The sequence below is a fragment of the Phenylobacterium sp. genome, from assembly GCF_030680185.1.
In the GTDB taxonomy this organism is placed as follows: domain Bacteria; phylum Pseudomonadota; class Alphaproteobacteria; order Caulobacterales; family Caulobacteraceae; genus Phenylobacterium.
In genome coordinates this window covers 1-21135 of record NZ_JAUXVZ010000006.1, presented here as the reverse complement: position 1 = coordinate 21135, position 21135 = coordinate 1, and the positions used below count along the sequence as shown (strand labels likewise).

Below are 21135 nucleotides of genomic sequence, written 5' to 3'. Positions count from 1 at the left end.
TCTCGATAGATAGCGAGGGATAGCTTTTTTATTTCAGTGGCTTAGGTGCGATCTGGCGAAAGTTGCCGATAGGCCCAAAGGGCCCTAAATCATTCCCACTCGATCGTGCCGGGGGGTTTCGAGGTCACGTCGTAGACGACGCGGTTGACGCCGCGGACCTCGTTGATGATCCGGGTGGCGGCCTTGCCCAGGACCTCCCAGGGGAACTCGAAGAAATCGGCGGTCATGCCGTCGGTAGAGGTGACGGCGCGCAGGGCGCAGACGTTCTCATAGGTGCGGGCGTCGCCCATGACGCCGACGGTCTTCACCGGCAGCAGCACGGCGAAGGCCTGCCAGATGGAGTCGTAGAGCCCGGCCTTGCGGATCTCGTCGAGATAGATGGCGTCGGCCTGCTGCAGGACGGCGACGGCCTCGGGCGTGATCTCGCCCGGGATGCGGATGGCCAGGCCCGGCCCCGGGAAGGGATGGCGGCCAACGAAGGCCGGCGGCAGGCCAAGCTCGACGCCCAGGGCGCGGACCTCGTCCTTGAACAGCTCGCGCAGGGGCTCGACCAGCTTGAGCTTCATATAGTCGGGCAGGCCGCCGACATTGTGGTGGCTCTTGATTACCGCCGAGGGGCCGCCGCGGGCCGAGACGCTCTCGATCACATCAGGATAGAGGGTGCCCTGGGCCAGGAAGGCGGCGCCCTCGATCTTGGCCGCCTCCCGGTCGAACACGTCGACGAACAGCCGTCCGATGGTCTTGCGCTTGGTCTCCGGGTCGGTGACCCCGGCCAACTCCCCCAGGAACTGCTCGCCAGCGTCCACATGGATCAGCGGGATGTTGTAGTGGTCGCGGAACATGGTCACGACCTGTTCGGCCTCGTTGTGCCGCAACAGGCCGGTGTCCACGAAAACGCAGGTCAGCTGGTCGCCGATAGCCTCATGGATCAGCACCGCGGCCACCGAGGAATCCACCCCGCCGGATAGGCCGCAGATCACCTTGCCCTCGCCCACCTGCTCGCGGATGCGCTCGACCATCTCCTGGCGGAACGAAGCCATGGTCCAGTCGCCGGTCAGGCCGGCGATCTTGTGGGTGAAGTTGCGCAGGATCAGCGCGCCGCGGGGCGTATGGGCGACCTCCGGATGGAACTGGATGCCATAGAAGCGACGCCCCTCATCGGCGATCACCGCGAAGGGCGAGCCCTCCGAGGCGGCCACGACGTGAAAGCCCTCGGGGATGGCGGTGATCTTGTCGCCGTGGCTCATCCAGACGGTTTCCTTGGCGCCCACGCCGCCCAGGCCCTCCAGCAGCGGGCTTTCCCGCTCGATCAGGATCTCGGCCCGGCCGAATTCCCGGTGGTGGCCGCTCTCCACCGCGCCGCCCAGTTCGGCGCACATGTGCATCTCGCCATAGCAGATGCCCAGCACCGGCACGCCGAGCTCGAAGACCCGCGGCGTGACCTTAGGCGCCTCGTCCTCATGGGCGCTGGCCGGACCGCCGGACAGGATCACCGCCTTGGGTGCGAAGACGTCGAGCATCTCCTCGATCTTGTCGTAGGGGTGGATCTCGCAATAGACGCCGTTCTCACGCAGGCGCCGGGCGATCAGCTGGGTCACCTGGCTGCCGAAATCGACGATCAGGACGCGTTCGTGGTTGGGTTCGAGAAGCTCGGTCATGGCGAAGCCTTGGCAAGTCGGTCGGGTTATCGCGCGCGCTCCAGCACGGCGACGAAGAAGCCATCGGTCCCAGCGCCCGCAGGCGTGAGGCGGAGATAGCCCTGCGGCGTAAGCCACGGGCTGAGTTCGGGGCGGTCGGTGGCGGGGAGGACGACGAAGTCGCCGTCCTGACGGGCGAGGAAGGCTGCGACCCGATCCTCGTCCTCCTGCGGCAGGATCGAACAGGTCACATAGATCAGCCGGCCGCCCACCTTGGCGAAGGTCGCGCCGGTGTCCAGCACCGCATCCTGATCGGCCAGGCGGCGCTCCAGCGCCTCGGGACTCAGCCGCCACTTGGTGTCGGGATGGCGGCGCCAGGAGCCGGAGCCGGAACAGGGCGCGTCGATGAACACTACGTCCATCTTGCCTTCCAGGCCGGCCAATGGCTCGGGGTTCACCGGCGAGCGGATCTGCAGGTTGCGAACCCCTGCCCGTTCCCCACGGCGGATCGTATCGGTCAGGCGCCGGGCGTCGGAGTCATAGGCGTAGATCTGGCCCGTATTGCCCATGGCCGAGGCGAGCGCGAGGGTCTTGCCGCCGCCGCCGGCGCAGAGGTCGAGGACCTGGCGGCCCTTCACCTCGCCGGCGCAGGACGCCGCGATCTGTGAGCCCAGGTCCTGAACCTCGAACCAGCCCTTGGAGAAGGCGGGAATGGTCTCCACCGCGCCGGCGCGACGGGCCGGGTCAGGCGCCGGCAACCGGATGGCGCCCTCCAGCAGTTCGACGCTCTCCGGCCCCAGGGGCGAGAGGGCCTTCATCGCGCGCACTGTGTCGGTCTTCAGCAGATTGACCCGCAGATCCACCGGCGCGCGCTCGGCCAGGGCCTGGGCTTCCTCGACACGGCGGTCGCCGAACGCCCGGCCAAGATCCTCGTCCAGCCAGTCGGGATAGTCGCCGCGCACCGGATCGGGCGCGGCGGTCAGGTCAGCGGGCGCCTCCAGGGCGGCGGCCTCGGCCTCGGTGAGCGCGCCAGGGCCATGGTCAGCATCGGCGCAGGCCTCGGCGACCGCGCGGCTCGTCCAGCCCCACTCGAATTTCAGGGCGCCGATGGCGGCGGCCCGATTGTTGTCGGCGCCCATGCGCCAGGCCAGGGAGCGGCGCTTGCGCAGCACGTCGAGCACAAGGCCCGAGACAAAGGCGCGGTCCTTCGAGCCCGCAAACCGCGACCGCTCGCCCCAGGTCTTCAGGGCCAGACGCGCGGGGCGATGACGGGTCTCGATATCGTCCAGAACCTCGATGGCCGCAGCCAGCCGTCCGCCGTCACGCAAAGGCTCGCCTCACAGGAAAATCGCCGCGACGACCAGGATCAGGCCGATCATCGCGGCAAACCAGGCTAGGCTCCGCACCAGGGGAATCCCTGCCGCATAGAGAGGAACATAGACCGCCCGCCCCGCCACATAGAGCGCGCTGCCCCAAAGCGTCAGATCGCCGAGCTTGCCGCCGAGATAGGCCACGATCACGGCCGCGGCGAAGAAGGGGAAGGTCTCCAGGAAGTTGCGCAGCGCCCGGTCGAGGCGCGCGGCCACGCCATCGAGCGGCCGCGCCTCGTCCCGGGGGCCGGCGGCCCACTTCAGCCCCTGCTGGCGCCGGGCCGCAGCCGCGCCCCAGAGGAGCTGGATGAGGCCAATGACCACCGCCGCCGCCAGAAGCTGAAGTTCCACCGCCATCGCCATGGATCAGATCCCGCTCGGATAGTTCGGCGCCTCGCGGGTGATCATCACATCGTGGACATGGCTCTCGCGCAGGCCCGCCCCGGTGATGCGGATGAACTTCGCCCGCTCGCGGAACTGGGCCAGATCGCCAGCCCCCACATAGCCCATGGCCGCCCGCAGGCCGCCGACCATCTGGTGGACGATGGGCGCCAGCGGGCCCTTGAACGGCACCTGGCCCTCGATCCCCTCGGGCACCAACTTGAGCGCGTCGGAGACTTCCTTCTGGAAGTAGCGGTCGGCCGAGCCGCGGGACATGGCGCCCAGGGAGCCCATGCCGCGATAGGCCTTGTAGGAGCGGCCCTGGTAGAGGAACACCTCGCCCGGGGCCTCGTCGACACCGGCGAAGACCGAACCCATCATCGCCACCTGGGCGCCGGCGGCGAGCGCCTTGGCCAGGTCGCCGGAATACTTGATCCCGCCGTCGGCGATCACCGGCACGCCGGAATCGCCCGAGGCGCGGACCGCGTCCATGATGGCGGTCAGTTGCGGAACGCCGACCCCGGCCACCACGCGGGTGGTGCAGATGGAGCCCGGGCCGATCCCGACCTTGATGGCGTCGGCGCCGGCATCGATCAGGGCGCGGGCGCCGTCATAGGTGGCGACATTGCCCGCGATGATCTGGACGCGGTTGCTCTCGGCCTTCAGGCGGGCGACGGCGCGGCCCACATCGGCGTTGTGGCCGTGGGCGGTGTCGATCACCACCACATCGACCCCGGCGTCGATCAGGGCCATGGAGCGCTCATAGCCCGCATCGCCGACCGTGGACGCCGCGCCGACCAGCAGGCGGCCCTTGCTGTCCTTGGCGGCCAGGGGGTGGGCCTGGGCCTTTTCGATGTCCTTGACGGTGATCAGGCCGACGGCGCGATAATCATCGTCCACCACGATCAGGCGTTCGATCTTGTTGCGACGCAGGAGGTCGTGGGCCTCGGCCTGCTCGACCCCTTCGGCGACCGTGATCAGCCCCTGGGTGGTCATCAGCGTGCTGGCCGGCGTGGCGTCGCTCGCCTCGAAGCGCATGTCGCGGTTGGTGAGGATGCCCACCAGCTTGCCGGTGTCGCGCTCCACGACGGGGAAGCCCGAGATGCGGCGTCTGGCCTTGATCTCGCGGACCTCGCCGAGCGTGGTGTCCGGGTGGATGGTCAGCGGATTGATGACCATGCCGCTTTCGTAGCGCTTCACTTCGCGGACCTGATCGGCCTGCTCGTCGACCGTGAAGTTGCGGTGAAGCACGCCCAGGCCGCCGGACTGCGCCATGGCGATGGCCAGGCGGCTTTCGGTGACGGTGTCCATGGCTGAGGACACGATGGGAATGTTCAGCCGGATCTCCCGGGTCAACCGCGTGGTCGTGTCCACCTGGGTGGGCATGACCTCGGACGGGCCGGGTTCGAGCAAAACATCGTCGAAGGTGAGGCCTTCGCGAATCTCCATGAGACTCTCCGTTTTGCGAGCCGCGTATAAGCCGTCCGCTGCGGTCGGGGCAAGCGCTGTGGTCGATGGGGCGTGAATTAGCCTATGAAGGCGCCGCGGGCGCCGCTCAGGTCTCGGGGCGACCCTTGAACCCGGTGGCCACGATATAGGTCTCCGAGGAGTCCGCCCGGCTGGCCTTGGGCTTGACGTTCTTCACGCTGGCGAAGTCCAGGCGCAGCTTCTGGATCAGATCGCCCACCTCCCCGCCCTGGAAGGCCTTGATGGCGAAGGCGCCCCCGGGCTTCAGCACGCTGATGGCGAAGGTGGTGGCCACCTCGATCAGGCCGACGATGCGCAGGTGGTCGGTCTGGCGATGGCCGACCGTGTTGGGGGCCATGTCCGACAGCACCAGATCCGGCGGGCCGCCCAGCAGGTCGATCAGCATCGGCCCGCATTCGGGGTCGGTGAAGTCCATCTGCAGGATGTGGGCCGGCGGCATGGGATCGACCGGCAGCAGGTCCACAGCGGCGATGTGGGTCACGCCGCGCTCGATGGCCACCTGGGTCCAGCCTCCAGGCGCCACGCCCAGGTCGATGACCCGCACGCCGGGCTTCAGGAAATGAAACTTGTCGTCGATCTCGATCAGCTTGTAGGCCGCCCGCGAGCGATAGCCGTGGGCCCGGGCCTTGGCCGCGAACGGATCGTTGATCTGCCGCTCCAGCCAGGCCTGAGACGACGGCGTCCGCTGCTTGGCGGTCTTCAGGCGCGCAGGCTTGGATCGGCCCTCGTCGCTGCCGGCGGTGGGCAGGCGCACCATGCGCTTGCGGGGGGGCGGCTCGGTCATGCTTCCACCTTGGATCGCGCCCCGCTGCGACGGCGGCGGGGGCCGCGGCGCCGACGGCGCCGTCCGCCCTTATCCGACATCAGCGACATGAGCACGCCTTCACGCAGGCCTCGGTCGGCCACCCGCACCCGCGAACAGGGCCAGAGCTCCTGCACAGCCTGCAGGATTGCCGCGCCGGCCAGGACCAGATCGGCCCGATCAGGTCCGATGCAGGGCTGTTGCGCCCGCTGGGCCGCCGTCAGGGCCAGCAGCATCTGGGCGGCCCCGTCGCACTGATCCCGGGTCATCCAGATGCCGTCCACCTGTGAACGGTCATAGCGCTCAAGACCCAGGTGCATCCCGGCCAGACTGGTGATGGCGCCGGACGTGCCGATGAGGTGGGCGGCGTCGGCCTCGAAGATCGGCCGCAGGGGGTCGGCGCGCTTGAAGGCCGAGATCTCGGCCTTCACCGTCTCGACCATGGCCCGGAACCAGGATTCGGTGGCCATCTCGCCCTCGGGAAACCGCTCGGCCAGGGTGACCACGCCGATCGGGATGGACAGCCAGGCCTTGATCGGCGGGATGCGGTCGATTTCGGCCTCCGCGCCCGTCAAATCGACCCAGGACATCTCCGTCGATCCGCCGCCGACATCGACCACCAGGGCGGCCTGCGCCTTATGGTCGAGCAGGCCCAGACAGCCGGCCACCGAGAGGCGGGCCTCTTCCTGCGGGGTGATCACCTGAAGATTGAGCCCAGTTTCCTCGGCGACGCGGGCGATGAACGCCTCGCCATTCTCGGCTGAACGACAGGCCTGGGTGGCCACGGCGCGCAGCTTGACCACCCGGCGACGGCGGACCTTTTCCGCGCTGACTGAGAGGGCGGCGAGCGCCCGATCCATGGCGGCCTCCGACAGCCGGCCCGTCTGGGACAGGCCTTCGCCCAGGCGGACGATTCGCGAATAGGCTTCGACCACCCGGAAACCTGAGGCCGCCGGCGTGGCGATCAGCAGGCGGCAATTGTTCGTGCCCAGATCGAGCGCGGCATAGCACGGCCCGTCCTTCGTCGTTCTGTCCCGCGCACGCAACCTGGTGTCGGGCGCTCTCGGCGCCTCAGACATGGACCGCCACCTGTCCCCTTGCCGTCGGCCAAAAAAGCGACCGGCTCATTTCAGAGGCGACTGTAGCAAGGCCGTTCGCCCACCGAAAGGCGTCGCCTTGCACAGTGTGACAGGATGACTACGTTCACCTCCCGGTCAGAAAACGTGGTGCATAAAAGATTGTCATGGAACCTCGTTGCGCCAAATACGCCATCGGTCAGGTCGTGCGCCACCGCATCTTCCCGTTCCGCGGGGTGATTTTCGACGTTGATCCTGAGTTCGCCAACAGTGAGGACTGGTGGTTGTCGATCCCGCCTGACGTGCGGCCGCACAAGAACCAGCCCTTCTACCACCTGCTCGCCGAGAACCAGGAAAGCGCCTACGTGGCCTATGTTTCCGAGCAGAACCTGCTGCCCGACGAGAGCGGTGAACCCGTGGGGCACCCGCAGGCCGCCGTTCTGTTTGGCGCCTTCAAGGGCGACCACTACACGCTTCGCCCAAGGATCGGCCACTAGACGCAATTTCCAACCCGGAGGGGCCGGCTATCGCGGCCATTTCGAACGGATTTTTCGCCAGACCCCGCGCATCCTCGCCTCATGAGCGAGCGCGTCAAATCCCATAATCCACCCGCGGGCGCGGCGGCTGACTGGACGATCGACCAGGGCTGGAACACCTATAGCGCCGCCGACCATCAGGTCTGGACCACCCTCTATGAGCGACAGACGCGCCTGCTGCGCGACCGGGCCTGCGCGCCATTCCTCCGCGGACTGGACGCCCTGGACCTGCATCGCGGCGGCATACCCGACTTCGCCCGAATCAATGTCGAGCTGGAGCGCCTGACCGGATGGCGGGTGGTGGCGGTTCCGGGCCTGGTCCCCGACGAGGTCTTCTTCGAGCATCTCGCCCATCGGCGCTTCCCCGCCGGACGTTTCATCCGCGGGCCAGACCAACTGGACTACCTTCAGGAGCCAGACGTCTTCCACGACGTGTTCGGCCACGTGCCGATGCTGACCGATCCGGTCTTCGCCGACTATATGGCCGCCTATGGCCGCGGCGGTCTGCGCGCCTTCAGCCAGGGCCATCTGGCCCATCTCGCACGGCTCTACTGGCATACGGTGGAGTTTGGCCTGATGCAGACGCCGCAGGGCCTCAGGATCTATGGCGCCGGTATCGTCTCATCCCACGCCGAGACGACGTTCAGCCTCGAAGACACGTCTCCCCACCGCCTGGCTTTCGATCTGATGCGGGTGATGCGCACGCCCTACCGGATCGACGACTTCCAGCCGACCTATTTCGTGATCCCCTCGCTCGAGGATCTTCTGCAGGCCAGCCTGCAGGAGTTCGCGCCCCTCTACCGCCAGCTCGAGGCGATGGAGGACATCCCCATCGGCGAGGTGACCGCCGAGGACACCGTCGTCCACCGGGGCGACCAGGCCTATCACCAGGGCCGTCCGGCGCCTCAGTAGTCGCGCCGCCAGCGCACGGCCAGGCGGCTGTCGCCCTCGCCGGTGAGCCGGGAAACGATCGAGAGATTGCGCCGGACCTGCCACTCGACCTGGGCCGTCGCGCTCTCACGCCCGCCGCCAATGATCTCCAGATAGACGTCGTCGGTCAGGTACTTGCCCCCGGCCACCGTCACGCCAGACGCCTCGTCTCCGCCAAGACTTAGCCGGTCCAGGCCCGCAAATTCCCGCAGGTTGCCGACGATGTCGAACCCGCCGCCGCCGGCCAGCGACGAGAGGGCCGAGGCCAGTTGCGCCGCCTCGATGGTCGAAAGCTGGGACGCCGATCGACCAAACAGCACCTGGGACAGAACCTCGTCGTCCGGCAGCACCGGCGTGGAGGTCAGGCGGATGCTCGGCTTGGCGGCCGTGCCGCTGACCCGGATGACCGCTGTCAGCGCCGGGTCGTCGCGGGTGGCGGTCAGGTCGAGGCGGATGTTCTGCGGCGAGGTGGACAGGTGCACCACGCCGCGTTGATCGAACTCGAAGCGTTTGCCGGCGAACTCATAGTCGCCCCGCACCACGCGCGCCTCTCCCGACAGGATGGGCCGGGAGGTGGAGCCCGTGACGGCGGCGTCCAGCGACATTTCCACGTCCAGGCCACGGCCGCGGATGAAGACGCCCCGGGGCGCATTCAGCTTCACATCCAGGGCCCAGCCGTCGCCACGACGCGGGGGCGCCGCCCGCAGGTTCTGCTTCAGATCCAGCTCCAGGGGGCGGTTGCGCTCAACGACATCGATAGAGACCACACCGGACGGCGTCGGCGGGTTGGCCGCGACCTCGGCCTGGTCGATGGTGAGGTCGCCAGACAGGCGGACACGCCCCTCTGCATTGCGGTTGATGGTGACCTCGCCGCTGGCGTCGGCCTCTGCGATGTCATTGTCGATCAGCCGGAAGCCGTTCAGCCGCAGCCGGAAGCCCGAGACGCCGCCGCGATACAGGCTGATCTGGCCAGATCCGTCGAGGCGGCCGCCGACGCCGTCGACGGCGCGGGCTTCACTGACCTCGATGGTTCGCTCCGCCAGGGCGGCGCTGACATTGATCTGCCGCAGGCTGAGGCCTGTCGGCGCGTCATCGAAGCGGCCGTTCTCCATCGCCGCGTCGCCGGTGAGCACGGGGTCGGCCAGGGTCCCGGCGATCTGTCCGTTCAAGCGCACGCGCCCGCCAAGCGTCCGGTCCCCGTCGATCAGCAGCGCCCAGAGGGGCTCTACATCCCCCTCGGCGAAGACCCGCCCCCGCACCTGGGCCTGACGATTGATCGCCAGCCGCAGGGGCTTGGCCGAGGCCACGGTGGGCAGGGACAGATCGGCTTCGGCCCGCAGGCCCTGTTCGTTGGTCGCCCCGGCCTTGATCGTCAGGACATCGTCATTGAGGACCGCTTCGAGGGTCGCATCCAGGCCCTGAGCGCGCGGCGCGCCCCGCCCGCGGGCGTCGATCAGGCGAGCGCCGACGGAGCCCACAAGCTCGTCCCCCCGGCCCGAAAGGCTGAGATCGGCGTTCACCCGTCCCGCCAGATCGGGATTGAGGACGTCGAGGCCGACATTGGTGATCTGCGCCTCGATCTCGGCCAGCGCGCCGGCAAGCCGGGCGTCGATATTGATCCGCCCGCTGTCGGACGTCGCCAGCAGAATCTGGCCGCTGCGCACCCCGTCGCCAAACCGGAAGATGGCCGGCCGAACGGTGGACATCTCGCGGTCGCCGTAACCGCCCTCGCCCATGAAGGTGAGGGTTCGAGCGGTCTCGGCCTCGGCCAGAGCGCCCTGCCCCGTCACGCTCCAGCGCTCGCCCGAATAGCCGCCGCTGGCTGTGAGATCGTAGGCGAGTTGATCGACCGGGCCGCGGGCGGTCAGCTGCGCCGCGACAATGGCGAGGTCCATGCCCACGGGCACGACGTCGCGGGCGGCCAGGTCCAGGTCGGCCAAGGGCGCCTCTGGTCCATCGACGATCTGGACACGGCCCCTGACCTCGCCGCGGGATATGAGGGCGCCAGGACCGATGGCCAGTTGGAGGTCGGCCCGCGATGGCGTCGATTGGCGCAGGGTGAGATCGCCGGTGAGGGTCACCCCGCCCGCATCAAGGGCGATGTCGCTGAGATTGACCCCAGACGCCGGCAGGGCGAAGTCGGCCCGGGCCCGCGCCGGCCCGTATTGACTGTCGGCCGCCAGGGTGACCTGGCCCGCGGCGCCCGCGCTGCGGCTGCGGCCAAAGCTCAGGGTGAGCTGGGCGTCGCGCAGGGGCATGCGGGGCACGTCGATCTCATCGAAGCGGGCCGTCAGGTCGAGCTGAGGCGCGCCAAGCGTGCCCGTCAGGGCGCCTGTGCCGTCGGCCTCACCCGTGAACTCCGCAGGTCCCGCGCTCAAGGGGCCCTCGGCGTTCCAATCCACCTTGAAACGCAGGGCGCCGTCGGGACCATAGACCCCGGCGCTCTTCGCCTGCAGCCGCTGGCCGTTGAGCGTCGCGGTCTCCAGGGCGAAACGGCCCCCGGCGAGGTTGGCCCGCGCTTCGAGCCGCGGCGCGGCGCCCAGCAGTTGGTCGAGCTGCGCATAGCCCGTCGCCAGATCGGCGCCCCGGCCATCCAGCCGCAGACGCCAGGGCTCAGCGGCCCGTCGGCCACGCTCGGCCGACCAGTTGAAGCTGACCTGTCCCGATGCGCCGGCCCGCGCCGCGGCCAGGTTGGACAGCCTGGTCGAGCCTCGAACATTCAGGCCTCCAAACACGCCCCGCGTACCGCTGGCGCGCAGCTCAAGCCCCGTTCCGGCCGCATCAAGGTTGCGAACCAGGATGCGCCCGTCGGCCAGGCGCTCGGCGGTCAGCGCCATGGTGGGCGCACCGCCCAGGAGGGCCGCCAGATAGCCCTCGCCCGCGCCGCCTGCGCCGGTCAGGTCAGCATCCACGGCCACGCCACGGCGATTACGGGTCAGTTCGATCGGCCCGCTCACCTGGCGAAGGCTGTAGCCTGCCGCCGCCAGGGACTGGGCGCGGGCTTCGCCCACGAAGGTCATGTCGTCGGCGGCGCCCCGCAGCACGCCGGCCACCCGCGCCGCCCCGGTCTCAGGTCCGCCGGTGAGCTGCGAAAGCTGAGCTGTCTCGGCCACCAGACTAAGCCCCTGCGGGCCGGTTCGACGCTCGCCCGGATGGGCCTGGCCCACGACGCGAAGGGTCAGATTGTCCGCCGCCAGCCTGGCGGTGAGGTTGTAGAGACCATCGTCCAAGCCCTGGCCCTGGACATCAAAGGTCACGAGGGGGCCAAGCCGCGCGGCGAGGGGCGCTGTCAGGCTTGAGGCGTCGAGAGCAAGCCGACCCACGGCCCGCAGCCCTTGCGGATTCCAGCCGCCGTTGGCCCGCAAGGGCGTGGCCGCCCCCGATTGCGCGAGAGCCTCGAAGCGCCCCTCGGCCATGGCGCCGGCGGCGTCCACCTCCAGGCGGAAAGGTTGATCGGCCGGCAGGCCGAGTGTTCCGGCGATGGCGCCGCCCTGGCTCTCCAGGGCCGAGACGTCGATCAGCAGGGGCCTCGTCTTGCCGAGGTCGAAGCGAGCGTCCAGGTGGTCGCCCGGGCGCAGCAGGCTCAGCGCCTTGATCTCGCCAGACTGTCCCCGGCCCTTGCGGCGCATGTCGAGACGGGCGGTCACATCATAGAGGCCGCGCTCGTAGCTGAGCTCCGGCGACAGGGCCAGGCGCAGCCGGGCCTGGTCGATGACGATGCGGACCGGCAGACCGCCGGTCTCGTCCTTCTTGGGCGTCAGGATCGGGCGACGCAGCACCCGCACCTCTTCGGCTGTCAGCTGCTCGGCATGGAACTGGCGGCGCAGGAGTTGGAGATAATTCCATTCCAGGGCGATATTTTCGGCCTCGAGCCAAACCCCCGCCTCATCGGCGATCGTCAGCTTGCGGATCCGGAAATCGCGGAACAGGTCGCCGCTCAGCCCCTGGATCTTCAGATTGCCAAACCGTCCGATCGCCAGGCCGTCGGTGCGCGCCTCGATCAGACCAAGGGTCGGCGGCGCCATGGCGCCGAAGCGCACGGCCGCAAGCAGGGCGCCGATCAGGGCGACCAAGACCACCGCGCCCACGGCGAGGCGCCGCCTCAGGCTCTTGCGACGGACGGTGGGGGCTTCAGGCTCGACGTGATCTTCCACGCTCAAAAGCTTTGTCCGATACTGAGATAGACCTGGAAGGCGCCGTCTCGTTTGTCGGAGTCCAGCGGGATGGCGATGTCGGCGCGGATCGGACCAAAGCCCAGGTCGTAACGAACCCCGACGCCGATGCCGACGCTCATATTCTCGCCCGTGGGCGTCATCTCGTCGCCCACGGAGCCGGCGTCGACAAAGGCCACGACGCCCCAGCGATCGGTAAGTTTGCGGCGGGCCTCCAGACTGACCTCGATCAGGGAGAGCCCCCCCCGCGGGGTGTTGTCGTAAAGCCGCGGCCCCACGGCCTGATAGGCGTAGCCCCGCACCGATCCCCCGCCGCCGGCATAGAACCGCCGCGAGGCCGGGATGTCCGGCAGTTCGCCGCCGACCAGGCTGCCGACCTTCAGCCGCCCGGCCATGACCGTGCGACCCCGCGAATCCAGGGGGAGATAGGCGATCCCCTGGGTGGCGACCTCAAGGTAGGGCAGAGATTCGTCGCCGGCGATATAGGTCGGCTCGAGACGCAGATCCGCCCGCCAGCCCTGGGTGGGGTCGAGAATGTCGTTGGAACGGTCCAGGGACACCGCGCCGAACACCGCCCCGATGATCAGGTCGCGGCCCAGCGGCGAGAGGGTGCGGGCGTCCTTCTCGTCGTTGCGGGTCAGGTCCAGGGACCCGCCGACCGTGACGAAGGAATTGGCGCCATACCGGCGGCGCAGATCGGCCCCGACGCCGACGCCGATCTCCTCGAAGGCGTCGGTTTCGTTGCGATAGGCGCCGCCATTCATGTGCAGGGTCTGGGCGGCCCGCCGCCAGTGCGGCAGGGTCAGGTCGGCGCCGAGGCGACTGTCCAGCTCCGAAACCCGCCCCACCAGGGCGAGCGTGTCGGCGCGGCCCAGCACATTGTAACGGCTCCAGCGGGTGTCGACGCCGAAGCCCTCTGTCGTCGAATAGCTGGCTCCGAGCTCGAGCGTCCGCGGCGCGCGATCCTCCAGCCCCACCAGAACCCGGCGCCGGCCGTCCTCATCGACATCGTCCCGCGCCGAGAGGGCCACGGTGACGGAGTTGTAGACCCCGGTGTCGAGAAGCCGGCGTTCGAGCTCGGCCACGTCCTCAGGATCATAGATGTCGCCCGTATCCCAGGGCCGCAACTGGTCGAGCCAAGCCGGATTGGTTCGTCCCTCGGTGTCCAGAACCAGGCCGTCAAGGCGGACCAGGCCGCCGGCGTCGATCCGGAAGGTCGGACGCACCGTGTTGTCGGCATGGTCGACGATCACCTCGCGGGTGTCGGCGGAGACGTCGGCATAGCCGGACTCGCGGACCCTTGCGACGATCCGGCCTTCGGCGGCCACCACGTCGGCCGAGCGCCCCGGCTCGCCAGGCGTGATCTCCATGGCCGCGACGCCCCGGGCCTGGGTCTCCTGGTCCGGCGCCTCGCCCGCCCACGTCACCTGGGGGTCGGCGAAGACAAAGCGGGGTCCCGGATCCACCTCGACGATCGGACGCGGCGGTTCGGACTCGCCGACATCGGCCTCGACGCCATAGGCGTAGTAGGCCTCCGACCGCAGCACGGCGATGGCGTCCTCGGCCGCGTCACGGGCGCGGCGGCGGGCCTGGAACAGGCTGTCCACCGGCCGCTCGGCCTCGCCTATGGCCCGGACGATTCGCTCTCGGAGGTCGCTATTGATATCGCCGCGCACATCAGCGCGCGGCTCGGCGCGAGCCGTGCCGGCGCCGTAAACGCAGAGGGCAGCCGTGGCGACGGCTGCGAAGACACTTCGTCCCACGCAATCACCCTTCAGCCCCCGAACACCCCTGTAGCGACGCCCGGCGCTCGTGTCACCCCGCAGGACCAGCCTCTTTTTCCACCAACAGGCGCCCGAATTTTGCGCGCCCACAATAGCGCACGACGTTACGCGCCACAGTCACTAGGCTGTCGTCCCGGCTTGCGGTTTCGAGGACGGGAGCGTGGTTGGAGTAGGGCGTGGCGACAGCGCAGCGAGCTGAAGAGATTGATCGGGCCATGGCCCAGGCGGCGGCGGCGAACCCGCCCTATGACGAAATGCACGCCCCAGACGGGTCGGTCCGGCCCCATTTCGCCGCCCTGGCGCGACGCTTGGCGGCCCTGGACCCCGGTGAGCTGGACGAGCGGCAGCGCACCCTTGAGCGCTTCTTCCTGCTCCAGGGCATCACCTTCACCGTCTATGGCGCCGAGAGCACCACCGAGCGGATCATCCCCACCGACCTCCTGCCCCGGATCATCCCGGCCGATGAATGGGCGAAGATCGAGAGCGGGCTGATCCAGCGGCTCCAGGCGCTGAACCTGTTCCTCGCCGACATCTATGGCGAGCGGATGATCCTGAAGGACGGGGTGGTGCCGCGGGAGCTGGTGCTCGGCGCGCCGTCCTATCGCCGCGAGATGCAGGGCCTCTACGTCCCCCATCAGGCCTATGCCAATGTCTGCGGCAGCGACCTGATCCGACAGGAGGACGGCGCCTATGCCGTCCTTGAGGACAATCTCCGGGTGCCCTCAGGCGTGTCCTACATGCTGGCCAACCGTGAAGCCTCCAAGCGGACCTTCCCGGGCACCTTCCGTCTGGCTGGCGTGCGCCAGATCGATCGCTATCCCGACCTGCTGCTCTCGACCCTGCGCAGCATGGTCGAGTGGCGGCCCAATCCGCAGGTCGTGGTGCTGACGCCCGGCGTCTACAATTCGGCCTATTACGAACATGCCTACCTGGCCCGCCTCATGGGAGTGCCCCTGGTCGAGGGCCGCGACCTCGTGGTCCACGACAACATGGTCTATATGCGGACCACCACCGGCCTTCGGCGGATCGACGTGATCTATCGCCGGGTGGATGACGACTTCGTCGACCCCCTCACCTTCCGCCGGGACTCGTCCCTGGGCGTACCGGGCCTGTTCAACGCCTATCGCGCCGGCACGGTGGTCATGTGCAATGCCCCCGGCACCGGCGTGGCCGACGACAAGGCGGTCTACGCCTATGTGCCGGAGATCATCCGCTACTATCTGGGCGAGGAGCCGATCCTGCCCAATATCGAGACCTTCCTCTGCCGCGAGCCGTCCGAGCTCAGCCACGTGCTGGCCAATCTCGACAAGCTGGTGGTCAAGGCGGTCGGCGCATCGGGCGGCTACGGCATGCTGATCGGGCCCCACGCCACCACGGCCCAGCGCGAAGAGTTCGCCGAGGCGATCAAGGCCGATCCCGCCAACTACATCGCCCAGCCCACCATTCAGCTCTCCACGGCCCCGTGCCTGATCGACGGGGAGGTCGACACCCGCCACGTCGATCTGCGCCCCTTCATCCTGTCAGGCGAGAAGATCACGGTCACCCCCGGCGCCCTGACCAGGGTCGCCCTGCGCAAGGGCTCGCTGGTGGTCAATTCCAGCCAGGGCGGGGGGTCCAAGGACACCTGGGTCCTGGCCGAGACGGGAGCAGACCCGTCATGATGCTCGCCCGGGTCGCCGACAGCCTCTACTGGATCGGCCGCTATGTGGAACGGGCCGAGCATGTGGCGCGCCTGTCCGACGTCATGCTCACCGCCACCCTCGATCGGGCCGAAACCGCCGCCCAGGTGGCGCGCATCGCCCTGTCGGCGGTGGGCGAGGCCACGCCGGACAGGGTGGCCAACCCCTTTGAATCCGCCCGGGGCCTGGCCCTGGACCGGCTGGAGGGCAATTCGGTCGTGACCTCGCTGGCCCGCGCCCGGGAAAACGCCCGCCAGGTCCGCGACCAGATCACCAGCGAGACGTGGGAGCGGCTGAACCTGGTGCATCTGCGCCTGTCGGGCGCCACGGCGTCCAAGTCGTTCAACGACGGCTCCTCGGCCTTCCTGCACGACATCATCGCCGACCTGCACCTGTTCAAGGGCGCCGCCGACGCCACCATGAGCCACGGCGAGGGCTGGCGATTCCTGCTGCTCGGCGCCCACCTCGAACGGGCGCAACTGATCGGGCGCCTGCTCGAGGTGTGTTTCGGCCGTGGGGTCGAACAGCTCGATCACCCGACGCTGACGGCCGTGCTGCGCATGAGCTGCGCGCTGGAGCCCTATCTTAGGGCCTATACCGCCGATGTCCGCGCCCGGCCGATCCTGGAGTTCCTGCTGCTGAACGCCGAATTCCCCCGGTCCATCCGCTTCTGCACCGACGAGATCGAGGCCCATCTCTCCATGCTCAGCCGCCACGCCGAGGCCGTCCATGTGGGGCCCGAGCGCCTGGCCGGCCGGTTGAAGGCGCGGCTGCAATACGCCGACATGGGCGAGATCGAGCGCGACGGGTCTCACGCCTTCCTGGAGGGCGTGCTGGCCGAATGCGGCGAAATCCACCGCGGGGTCTACGACGCCTTCGTGGCCTACCCCCTCGAAATGCGCCTTCCGGCCTAAGGATTCCCGTGCTTCTCGAAATCCGCCACGTCACCCAGTACCATTATGCCGCCCCGGTTCGCGAAAGCCTGATGGAGGTCTGGATGCAGCCCCAGAAGGGCGCGCGCCAGCGGCTGGTGAGCTTCGACCTGGAGATCGATCCTGGCACGCAGCTGTTCTCCTACGCCGACACCTTCGGCAACGCCGTCTATCATTTCGACGTCCCCCAGCCGCACGATCGGCTGACCATCGTGGCCCGTTCGGCCGTCGAGACCCAGGCCGAGATTCCCCTGCCCGACGCCCTCGACATGGGCGAATGGGACCGACTGCGCAGCGACTTCGTGCGGGGAGACCAGTTCGACTTCCTGCGCGAGCACGGTTTTGCAATTCAGACCGACCTGCTGCGCGCCTTCGCCGCCGAGCACGGGATTGAGCGGCTGAGACTGCGCGATCCGCTCACCGCGGTCAGCGAGCTGTCGAAGATCATCTACGAGTCCTTCGCCTACGAGACCGGCGTCACCGAGGCCGACAGCCCGATCGACGAGGCCCTGCGTGAGCGTCGCGGGGTCTGCCAGGACTTCAGCCACATCATGATCGCGCTCTGCCGAGCCTGGGGTATCCCGGCGCGCTATGTCTCGGGCTACCTGTTCACCGACCGCGACAGCGGCGACCGATCCGATCCGGACGCCACCCACGCCTGGGTCGAGGTTTTCCTGCCCAGCCTTCGCTGGGTCGGCTTTGACCCCACCAACAATGTGCTGGCCGGCGAGCGCCACGTGGCCGCGGCGGTCGGACGGGACTATGGCGACGTGCCGCCCTCGCGCGGCGTCTACAAGGGCGACGCCGAGAGCCAGCTGGCCGTGGGCGTCTCGGTGCGGCGCGCCCGGGCGGCGATCACCGAGCCGGAGTTCCTGCGCATCTCGCAGCCGACCTTCAGCCGCAACGCCCGAAGACGCCCCAACCCGGCCACCGGCCTGCACGACCAGCAGCAACAGCAACAGCAGCAGTAGGCTCCGGCCGCGAGGCAAAACGCGCCCTGCGCCCGCTCGCCCCTTTCCAAGGGCGCGAGCCTGGCCTATGGCGACCGCGTGAAGCGTCCCACGACCCGACCGGCGAGTCTGCCGCGCAGCATCCTCATGATGCTGGCGATGATCGCCCTTGGGCTGAAGATCCTCATTCCCCCTGGCTATATGGCTGCGCCGCCCCAGGCCGAGGGGCCAGGCTTCAGCCTGATGCTCTGTACGGCCCAGGGCATGGTCGATCTCGCGATCGACGATCCTGCGCCGACCGAAGACGAGGATGGGGCGCGCCATAGCCCCTGCGTCTTCGCCGGCCACAGCCTCGGCGTGGCAGCACCCGATCTTCTGACCGCCCAGCCCGTGGTGTTCCAGCCGACGACGGCTGCGCACCTCGACATGTCCGGCGACATCGCGCCGGGCCGTGGCCTGGCCTCGCCCCCGCCCCCGGCGCGAGGTCCCCCACTTTTGCAGGCCTGAAGACCGGCGCGCCGGTCCTGACGTGAACCCCGGGCAGGCCGCATGGCCGCGCCCGGCTTCCTGCACCTGTGTTGGCCGCCTGTGTCGCGGCCGGGGATTTCTCAAATGAAGACCACCCTAGGCGCCTGTGGCGCGCTGCTTGTCCTTGCCCTGCCCTGCGCGGGCCAGGCCCAGACCACCGTCGACTCCGTCATCGTCACCGGCCGGCCCGATCCCGAAGACCCCGCTGTCGTCGCCGACGCCCGCCAGCGGCTCTCCGAGACCCCCGGCGGGGTCTCGGTCGTAGCCGCGGAATCCTATGAAGACCGCTTCGCCCTGGCCCTGGACGACATGCTGCGCGACGCGCCCGGCGTATTCGCCCAGAAGAAGTGGGGCGGCGACATCCGGCTCTCCATCCGCGGCTCGGGGCTGGGCAACGCCAACCACAACCGCGGCCTGCTGCTGGCCCAGGACGGCCTGCCGCTCAACGAGGCCGACGGCTATGGGGACAGCCAGATCGCCGACCCGCTGATCACCCGCTATGTGGAGGTCTATCGCGGCGGCAACGCCCTGCGGTTCGGCGGCGCGACCCTGGGCGGGGCGGTGAACATGGTGACGCCGACCGGTGAAACCGCGCCCTATGACTTGCGTCTGCGCCTGGATGGCGGCGCCTTTGGCATGCTGCGGCAGCATCTGGCCGCCGCCGGCGACACCGGCACCTGGGACGGCTTCGTCGCGGTGACCAACCAGACCGGACAGGGTCCCCGCCCCCAGAGCCAGCAGAACATCCAGTTCGCCAGCTTCAATGTCGGCCGCCGTCTGGGCGAGGACGCCGAGGTTCGCCTGATCCTCAACGGCGCCGACATCAAGCAGGAGATTCCTGGCGTCCTGACCCGCGCCCAGTTCGACATCGATCCCGACCAGGCCGCCGCCGGCAATGTGGTCAATGACTATGCCCGGGACGTGCGCGCCCTGCGCAGCGCGGCGGCCCTGAACTGGGCCATCGCGAGCGACCTCTCTCTCAGTGCGGGCGTCTACGGAATCTGGAAGAACCTGGAGCATCCCATCTTCCAGGTCATCGCCCAAGAAAGCCGCAACTACGGCGTCTTCGCCAAGCTCGACTGGGCGGGCGAGATCGCGGGCCTGCGGGCCGACGCCTATGGCGGCCTATGGGGCCGCCAGGGGGATCTGGACTCCCACTTCTACGTCAATCGGGCCGGATCGCGGGGCGATCTCCGCGCCATTTCCTATCAGAACGCCCGGGCCCTGGACCTCTTCGGCGAAGGCCGCCTCTTCCTCACCGACCAGTTGGCGCTTGTCGCCGGCGCCGCCTATGGGATCGCCGAGCGAGACTATGCCAGCCGCGCCGTGCCGGGCGTCGCTGGGACCTTCAACCTCGAGGCCTCGCGAAACTTCGACTGGCTGGCCCCGCGCATCGGCCTGTTGTGGGAGGCGCCAGACGGGGCGCAGTTGTTCGCCAATGTGACCCGCTCGGTGGAGCCGCCCAACTTCGGCTCCCTGTCGCCCACCGGAACCGGATTTGCTCCGGTGGAGGCGCAGGAGGCCGTGACCTATGAGGCTGGCGCCCGGGGCCGCCGCGGCGCCTTCACCTGGGACGTGACCCTCTATCACGCCGAACTGGAGAAGGAGCTGCTGCAGTTCAGCGTCAGCCAGGACAGGCCGGCCACCACCTTCAATGCGGATGAGACCTATCATCGGGGCCTCGAGGCGGCGGTGGACTGGCGCTTCGCCCCGGCCTGGCGGCTGCGCCAGACCTACACATGGTCGGACTTCGCCTTCCGGGACGATCCGCAGTACGGCGACAACCGCCTGCCCGTCGCCCCCGAACACCTCTATCGCGCCGAGCTGCGCTATGACGCGCCCCAGGGCTGGTTCGTGGCGCCCTCCGTGGAATTGACGCCGCAGGGCGCCTTCGTAGACTTCGCCAACACCACACGAGCCCCGTCCTATGCGGTGGCCCACATCAACGCCGGCTGGACCTTCCGTCCCGGCCTCAGCGTCTTCGTTGACCTGCGGAATGTGACCGACGAGGCGTATGTCTCCAACGTCCAGCCGGTGATCACGGCCAACGCCGCCACCGCCGCCTATTGGCCCGGCGACCGCCGCTCGCTGTTCGCAGGCCTCGTCCTCGACTTCTGATCCGACGGACGGCGGCCGGGCCTCCCGGCCGCCGTCATGGAGACCTGTTCGACATGTCTGCACGACCCGACTTTCGAGGCTATGGCGCCGTCTGGCGGCTTCACTTCGTCGCCGGCCTGCTGGTGCTGCCCATCCTGATGCTGATGGCGGCCACCGGCGGCGCATATCTGTTCAAGGACGAGATCGATTCCGCCATCTATGGCGACGTCCTCCGCGCGCCGCCGGCCGATGGGGTCCAGCCCTCGCGCTGGCTGGCGGCGGCGGAGGCGGCGTCTGGCGGCGAGGTCACCCGCATCACCGTTCCCGCCGACGGCCGCTCGGCCGAGGCTGTCGTGCGTCGTCAGGACGTAGATCCGATCCGGCTCCACCTGGACCCGACCAGCGCCGCGATCCTGGGGCAGACCCCGCCTGATGGCTCCATGTCCTGGGTCAGGGATCTGCATAGTCTGACCCTGCTGGGTCCTCAGGCCAATCTGCTGCCTGAACTGGCCGCAGGCTGGGCCATCGTCCTGGTGGCCAGTGGCGCCATCCTCTGGTGGCCCCGGCGCGGCCAACGGCTGGCGGCGGGCTCGCGGTCGCTCTGGCGGCGCATCCATGGCTGGACAGGAACCTTCGCCGGCGTCGTCATCGTCTTCCTGGCGCTCACGGGCATGCCCTGGTCGGCGGTCTGGGGACAGCAGGCGCGGGCCCTGACCAACGCCGCCGGCTGGGGCCGGCCCGCCGCACCGCCCGCCGCCGGCGCCTGGACGCCC

General features: G+C 69.0%; 16 protein-coding genes. 8 read left to right on the top strand and 8 right to left on the bottom strand.

Features of this window, described 5'->3' with window-relative positions:
* Positions 1 to 89: 89 nt before the first annotated feature.
* The 6 genes from guaA to Q8L83_RS00700 all read right to left on the bottom strand — a co-directional run bounded on the left by guaA (position 90) and on the right by Q8L83_RS00700 (position 6757).
* A complete protein-coding gene (gene guaA, locus Q8L83_RS00725) occupies positions 90 to 1658 on the bottom strand; it encodes a glutamine-hydrolyzing GMP synthase (RefSeq protein ID WP_305284194.1) in 1569 nt (522 codons plus the stop codon).
* Positions 1659 to 1684: 26 nt separating this feature from the next.
* On the bottom strand, positions 1685 to 2965 hold the full coding sequence (locus Q8L83_RS00720; protein WP_305284193.1) for an RsmB/NOP family class I SAM-dependent RNA methyltransferase: 1281 nt from the start codon (positions 2963 to 2965) through the stop codon (positions 1685 to 1687).
* 9 nt (positions 2966 to 2974) lie between these two features.
* Positions 2975 to 3370, bottom strand: coding sequence for an MAPEG family protein (locus tag Q8L83_RS00715; protein WP_305284192.1), 396 nt, complete (start codon positions 3368 to 3370; stop codon positions 2975 to 2977).
* A gap of 3 nt (positions 3371 to 3373) precedes the next feature.
* Positions 3374 to 4837: an IMP dehydrogenase gene (gene guaB, locus Q8L83_RS00710; protein ID WP_305284191.1), complete on the bottom strand. Its 1464-nt coding sequence runs from the start codon at positions 4835 to 4837 to the stop codon at positions 3374 to 3376.
* Between the two features lie 106 nt (positions 4838 to 4943).
* Positions 4944 to 5660, bottom strand: a complete 717-nt coding sequence (locus tag Q8L83_RS00705; protein WP_305284190.1) for an RlmE family RNA methyltransferase — start codon at positions 5658 to 5660, stop codon at positions 4944 to 4946.
* Positions 5657 to 6757: a Ppx/GppA phosphatase family protein gene (locus Q8L83_RS00700; RefSeq protein WP_305284189.1), complete on the bottom strand. Its 1101-nt coding sequence runs from the start codon at positions 6755 to 6757 to the stop codon at positions 5657 to 5659. Before Q8L83_RS00700 ends, Q8L83_RS00705 begins: the two co-directional genes overlap by 4 nt.
* Positions 6758 to 6921: 164 nt before the next feature.
* Here Q8L83_RS00700 and hspQ point away from each other — a divergent pair, with 164 nt between their 5' ends.
* A complete protein-coding gene (hspQ, locus tag Q8L83_RS00695) occupies positions 6922 to 7251 on the top strand; it encodes a heat shock protein HspQ (protein ID WP_305284188.1) in 330 nt (109 codons plus the stop codon).
* Positions 7252 to 7332: 81 nt separating this feature from the next.
* Entirely contained in the window at positions 7333 to 8202 is an 870-nt protein-coding gene (phhA, locus tag Q8L83_RS00690) for a phenylalanine 4-monooxygenase (RefSeq protein ID WP_305284187.1), read from the top strand.
* Here phhA and Q8L83_RS00685 read toward each other — a convergent pair.
* Both Q8L83_RS00685 and Q8L83_RS00680 read right to left on the bottom strand, forming a co-directional pair.
* Positions 8196 to 12374, bottom strand: a complete 4179-nt coding sequence (locus tag Q8L83_RS00685) for a translocation/assembly module TamB domain-containing protein (protein ID WP_305284206.1) — start codon at positions 12372 to 12374, stop codon at positions 8196 to 8198. The two genes, phhA and Q8L83_RS00685, sit on opposite strands and share 7 nt — an antisense overlap.
* Positions 12375 to 12376: 2 nt before the next feature.
* A complete protein-coding gene (locus Q8L83_RS00680; protein WP_305284186.1) occupies positions 12377 to 14155 on the bottom strand; it encodes an autotransporter assembly complex family protein in 1779 nt (592 codons plus the stop codon).
* Positions 14156 to 14391: 236 nt separating this feature from the next.
* On the opposite strand from Q8L83_RS00680, the gene Q8L83_RS00675 reads away from it, so the two are divergent.
* The 6 genes from Q8L83_RS00675 to Q8L83_RS00650 all read left to right on the top strand — a co-directional run.
* Entirely contained in the window at positions 14392 to 15837 is a 1446-nt protein-coding gene (locus Q8L83_RS00675; RefSeq protein WP_370868330.1) for a circularly permuted type 2 ATP-grasp protein, read from the top strand.
* Positions 15834 to 16769: an alpha-E domain-containing protein gene (locus Q8L83_RS00670; RefSeq protein ID WP_305284185.1), complete on the top strand. Its 936-nt coding sequence runs from the start codon at positions 15834 to 15836 to the stop codon at positions 16767 to 16769. Before Q8L83_RS00675 ends, Q8L83_RS00670 begins: the two co-directional genes overlap by 4 nt.
* An 8-nt stretch (positions 16770 to 16777) precedes the next feature.
* On the top strand, positions 16778 to 17758 hold the full coding sequence (locus tag Q8L83_RS00665) for a transglutaminase family protein (protein WP_305284184.1): 981 nt from the start codon (positions 16778 to 16780) through the stop codon (positions 17756 to 17758).
* A 78-nt stretch (positions 17759 to 17836) separates the two neighbouring features.
* Positions 17837 to 18244 carry a DUF2946 family protein gene (locus tag Q8L83_RS00660; RefSeq protein ID WP_305284183.1) on the top strand — a complete coding sequence of 136 codons (408 nt, stop codon included), beginning with the start codon at positions 17837 to 17839 and terminating at the stop codon, positions 18242 to 18244.
* Positions 18245 to 18349: 105 nt separating this feature from the next.
* Positions 18350 to 20383, top strand: a complete 2034-nt coding sequence (locus tag Q8L83_RS00655) for a TonB-dependent receptor domain-containing protein (protein ID WP_305284182.1) — start codon at positions 18350 to 18352, stop codon at positions 20381 to 20383.
* Positions 20384 to 20436: 53 nt separating this feature from the next.
* Positions 20437 to 21135: PepSY domain-containing protein (locus tag Q8L83_RS00650; protein WP_305284181.1), on the top strand; the 699-nt coding region annotated here is incomplete at its 3' end.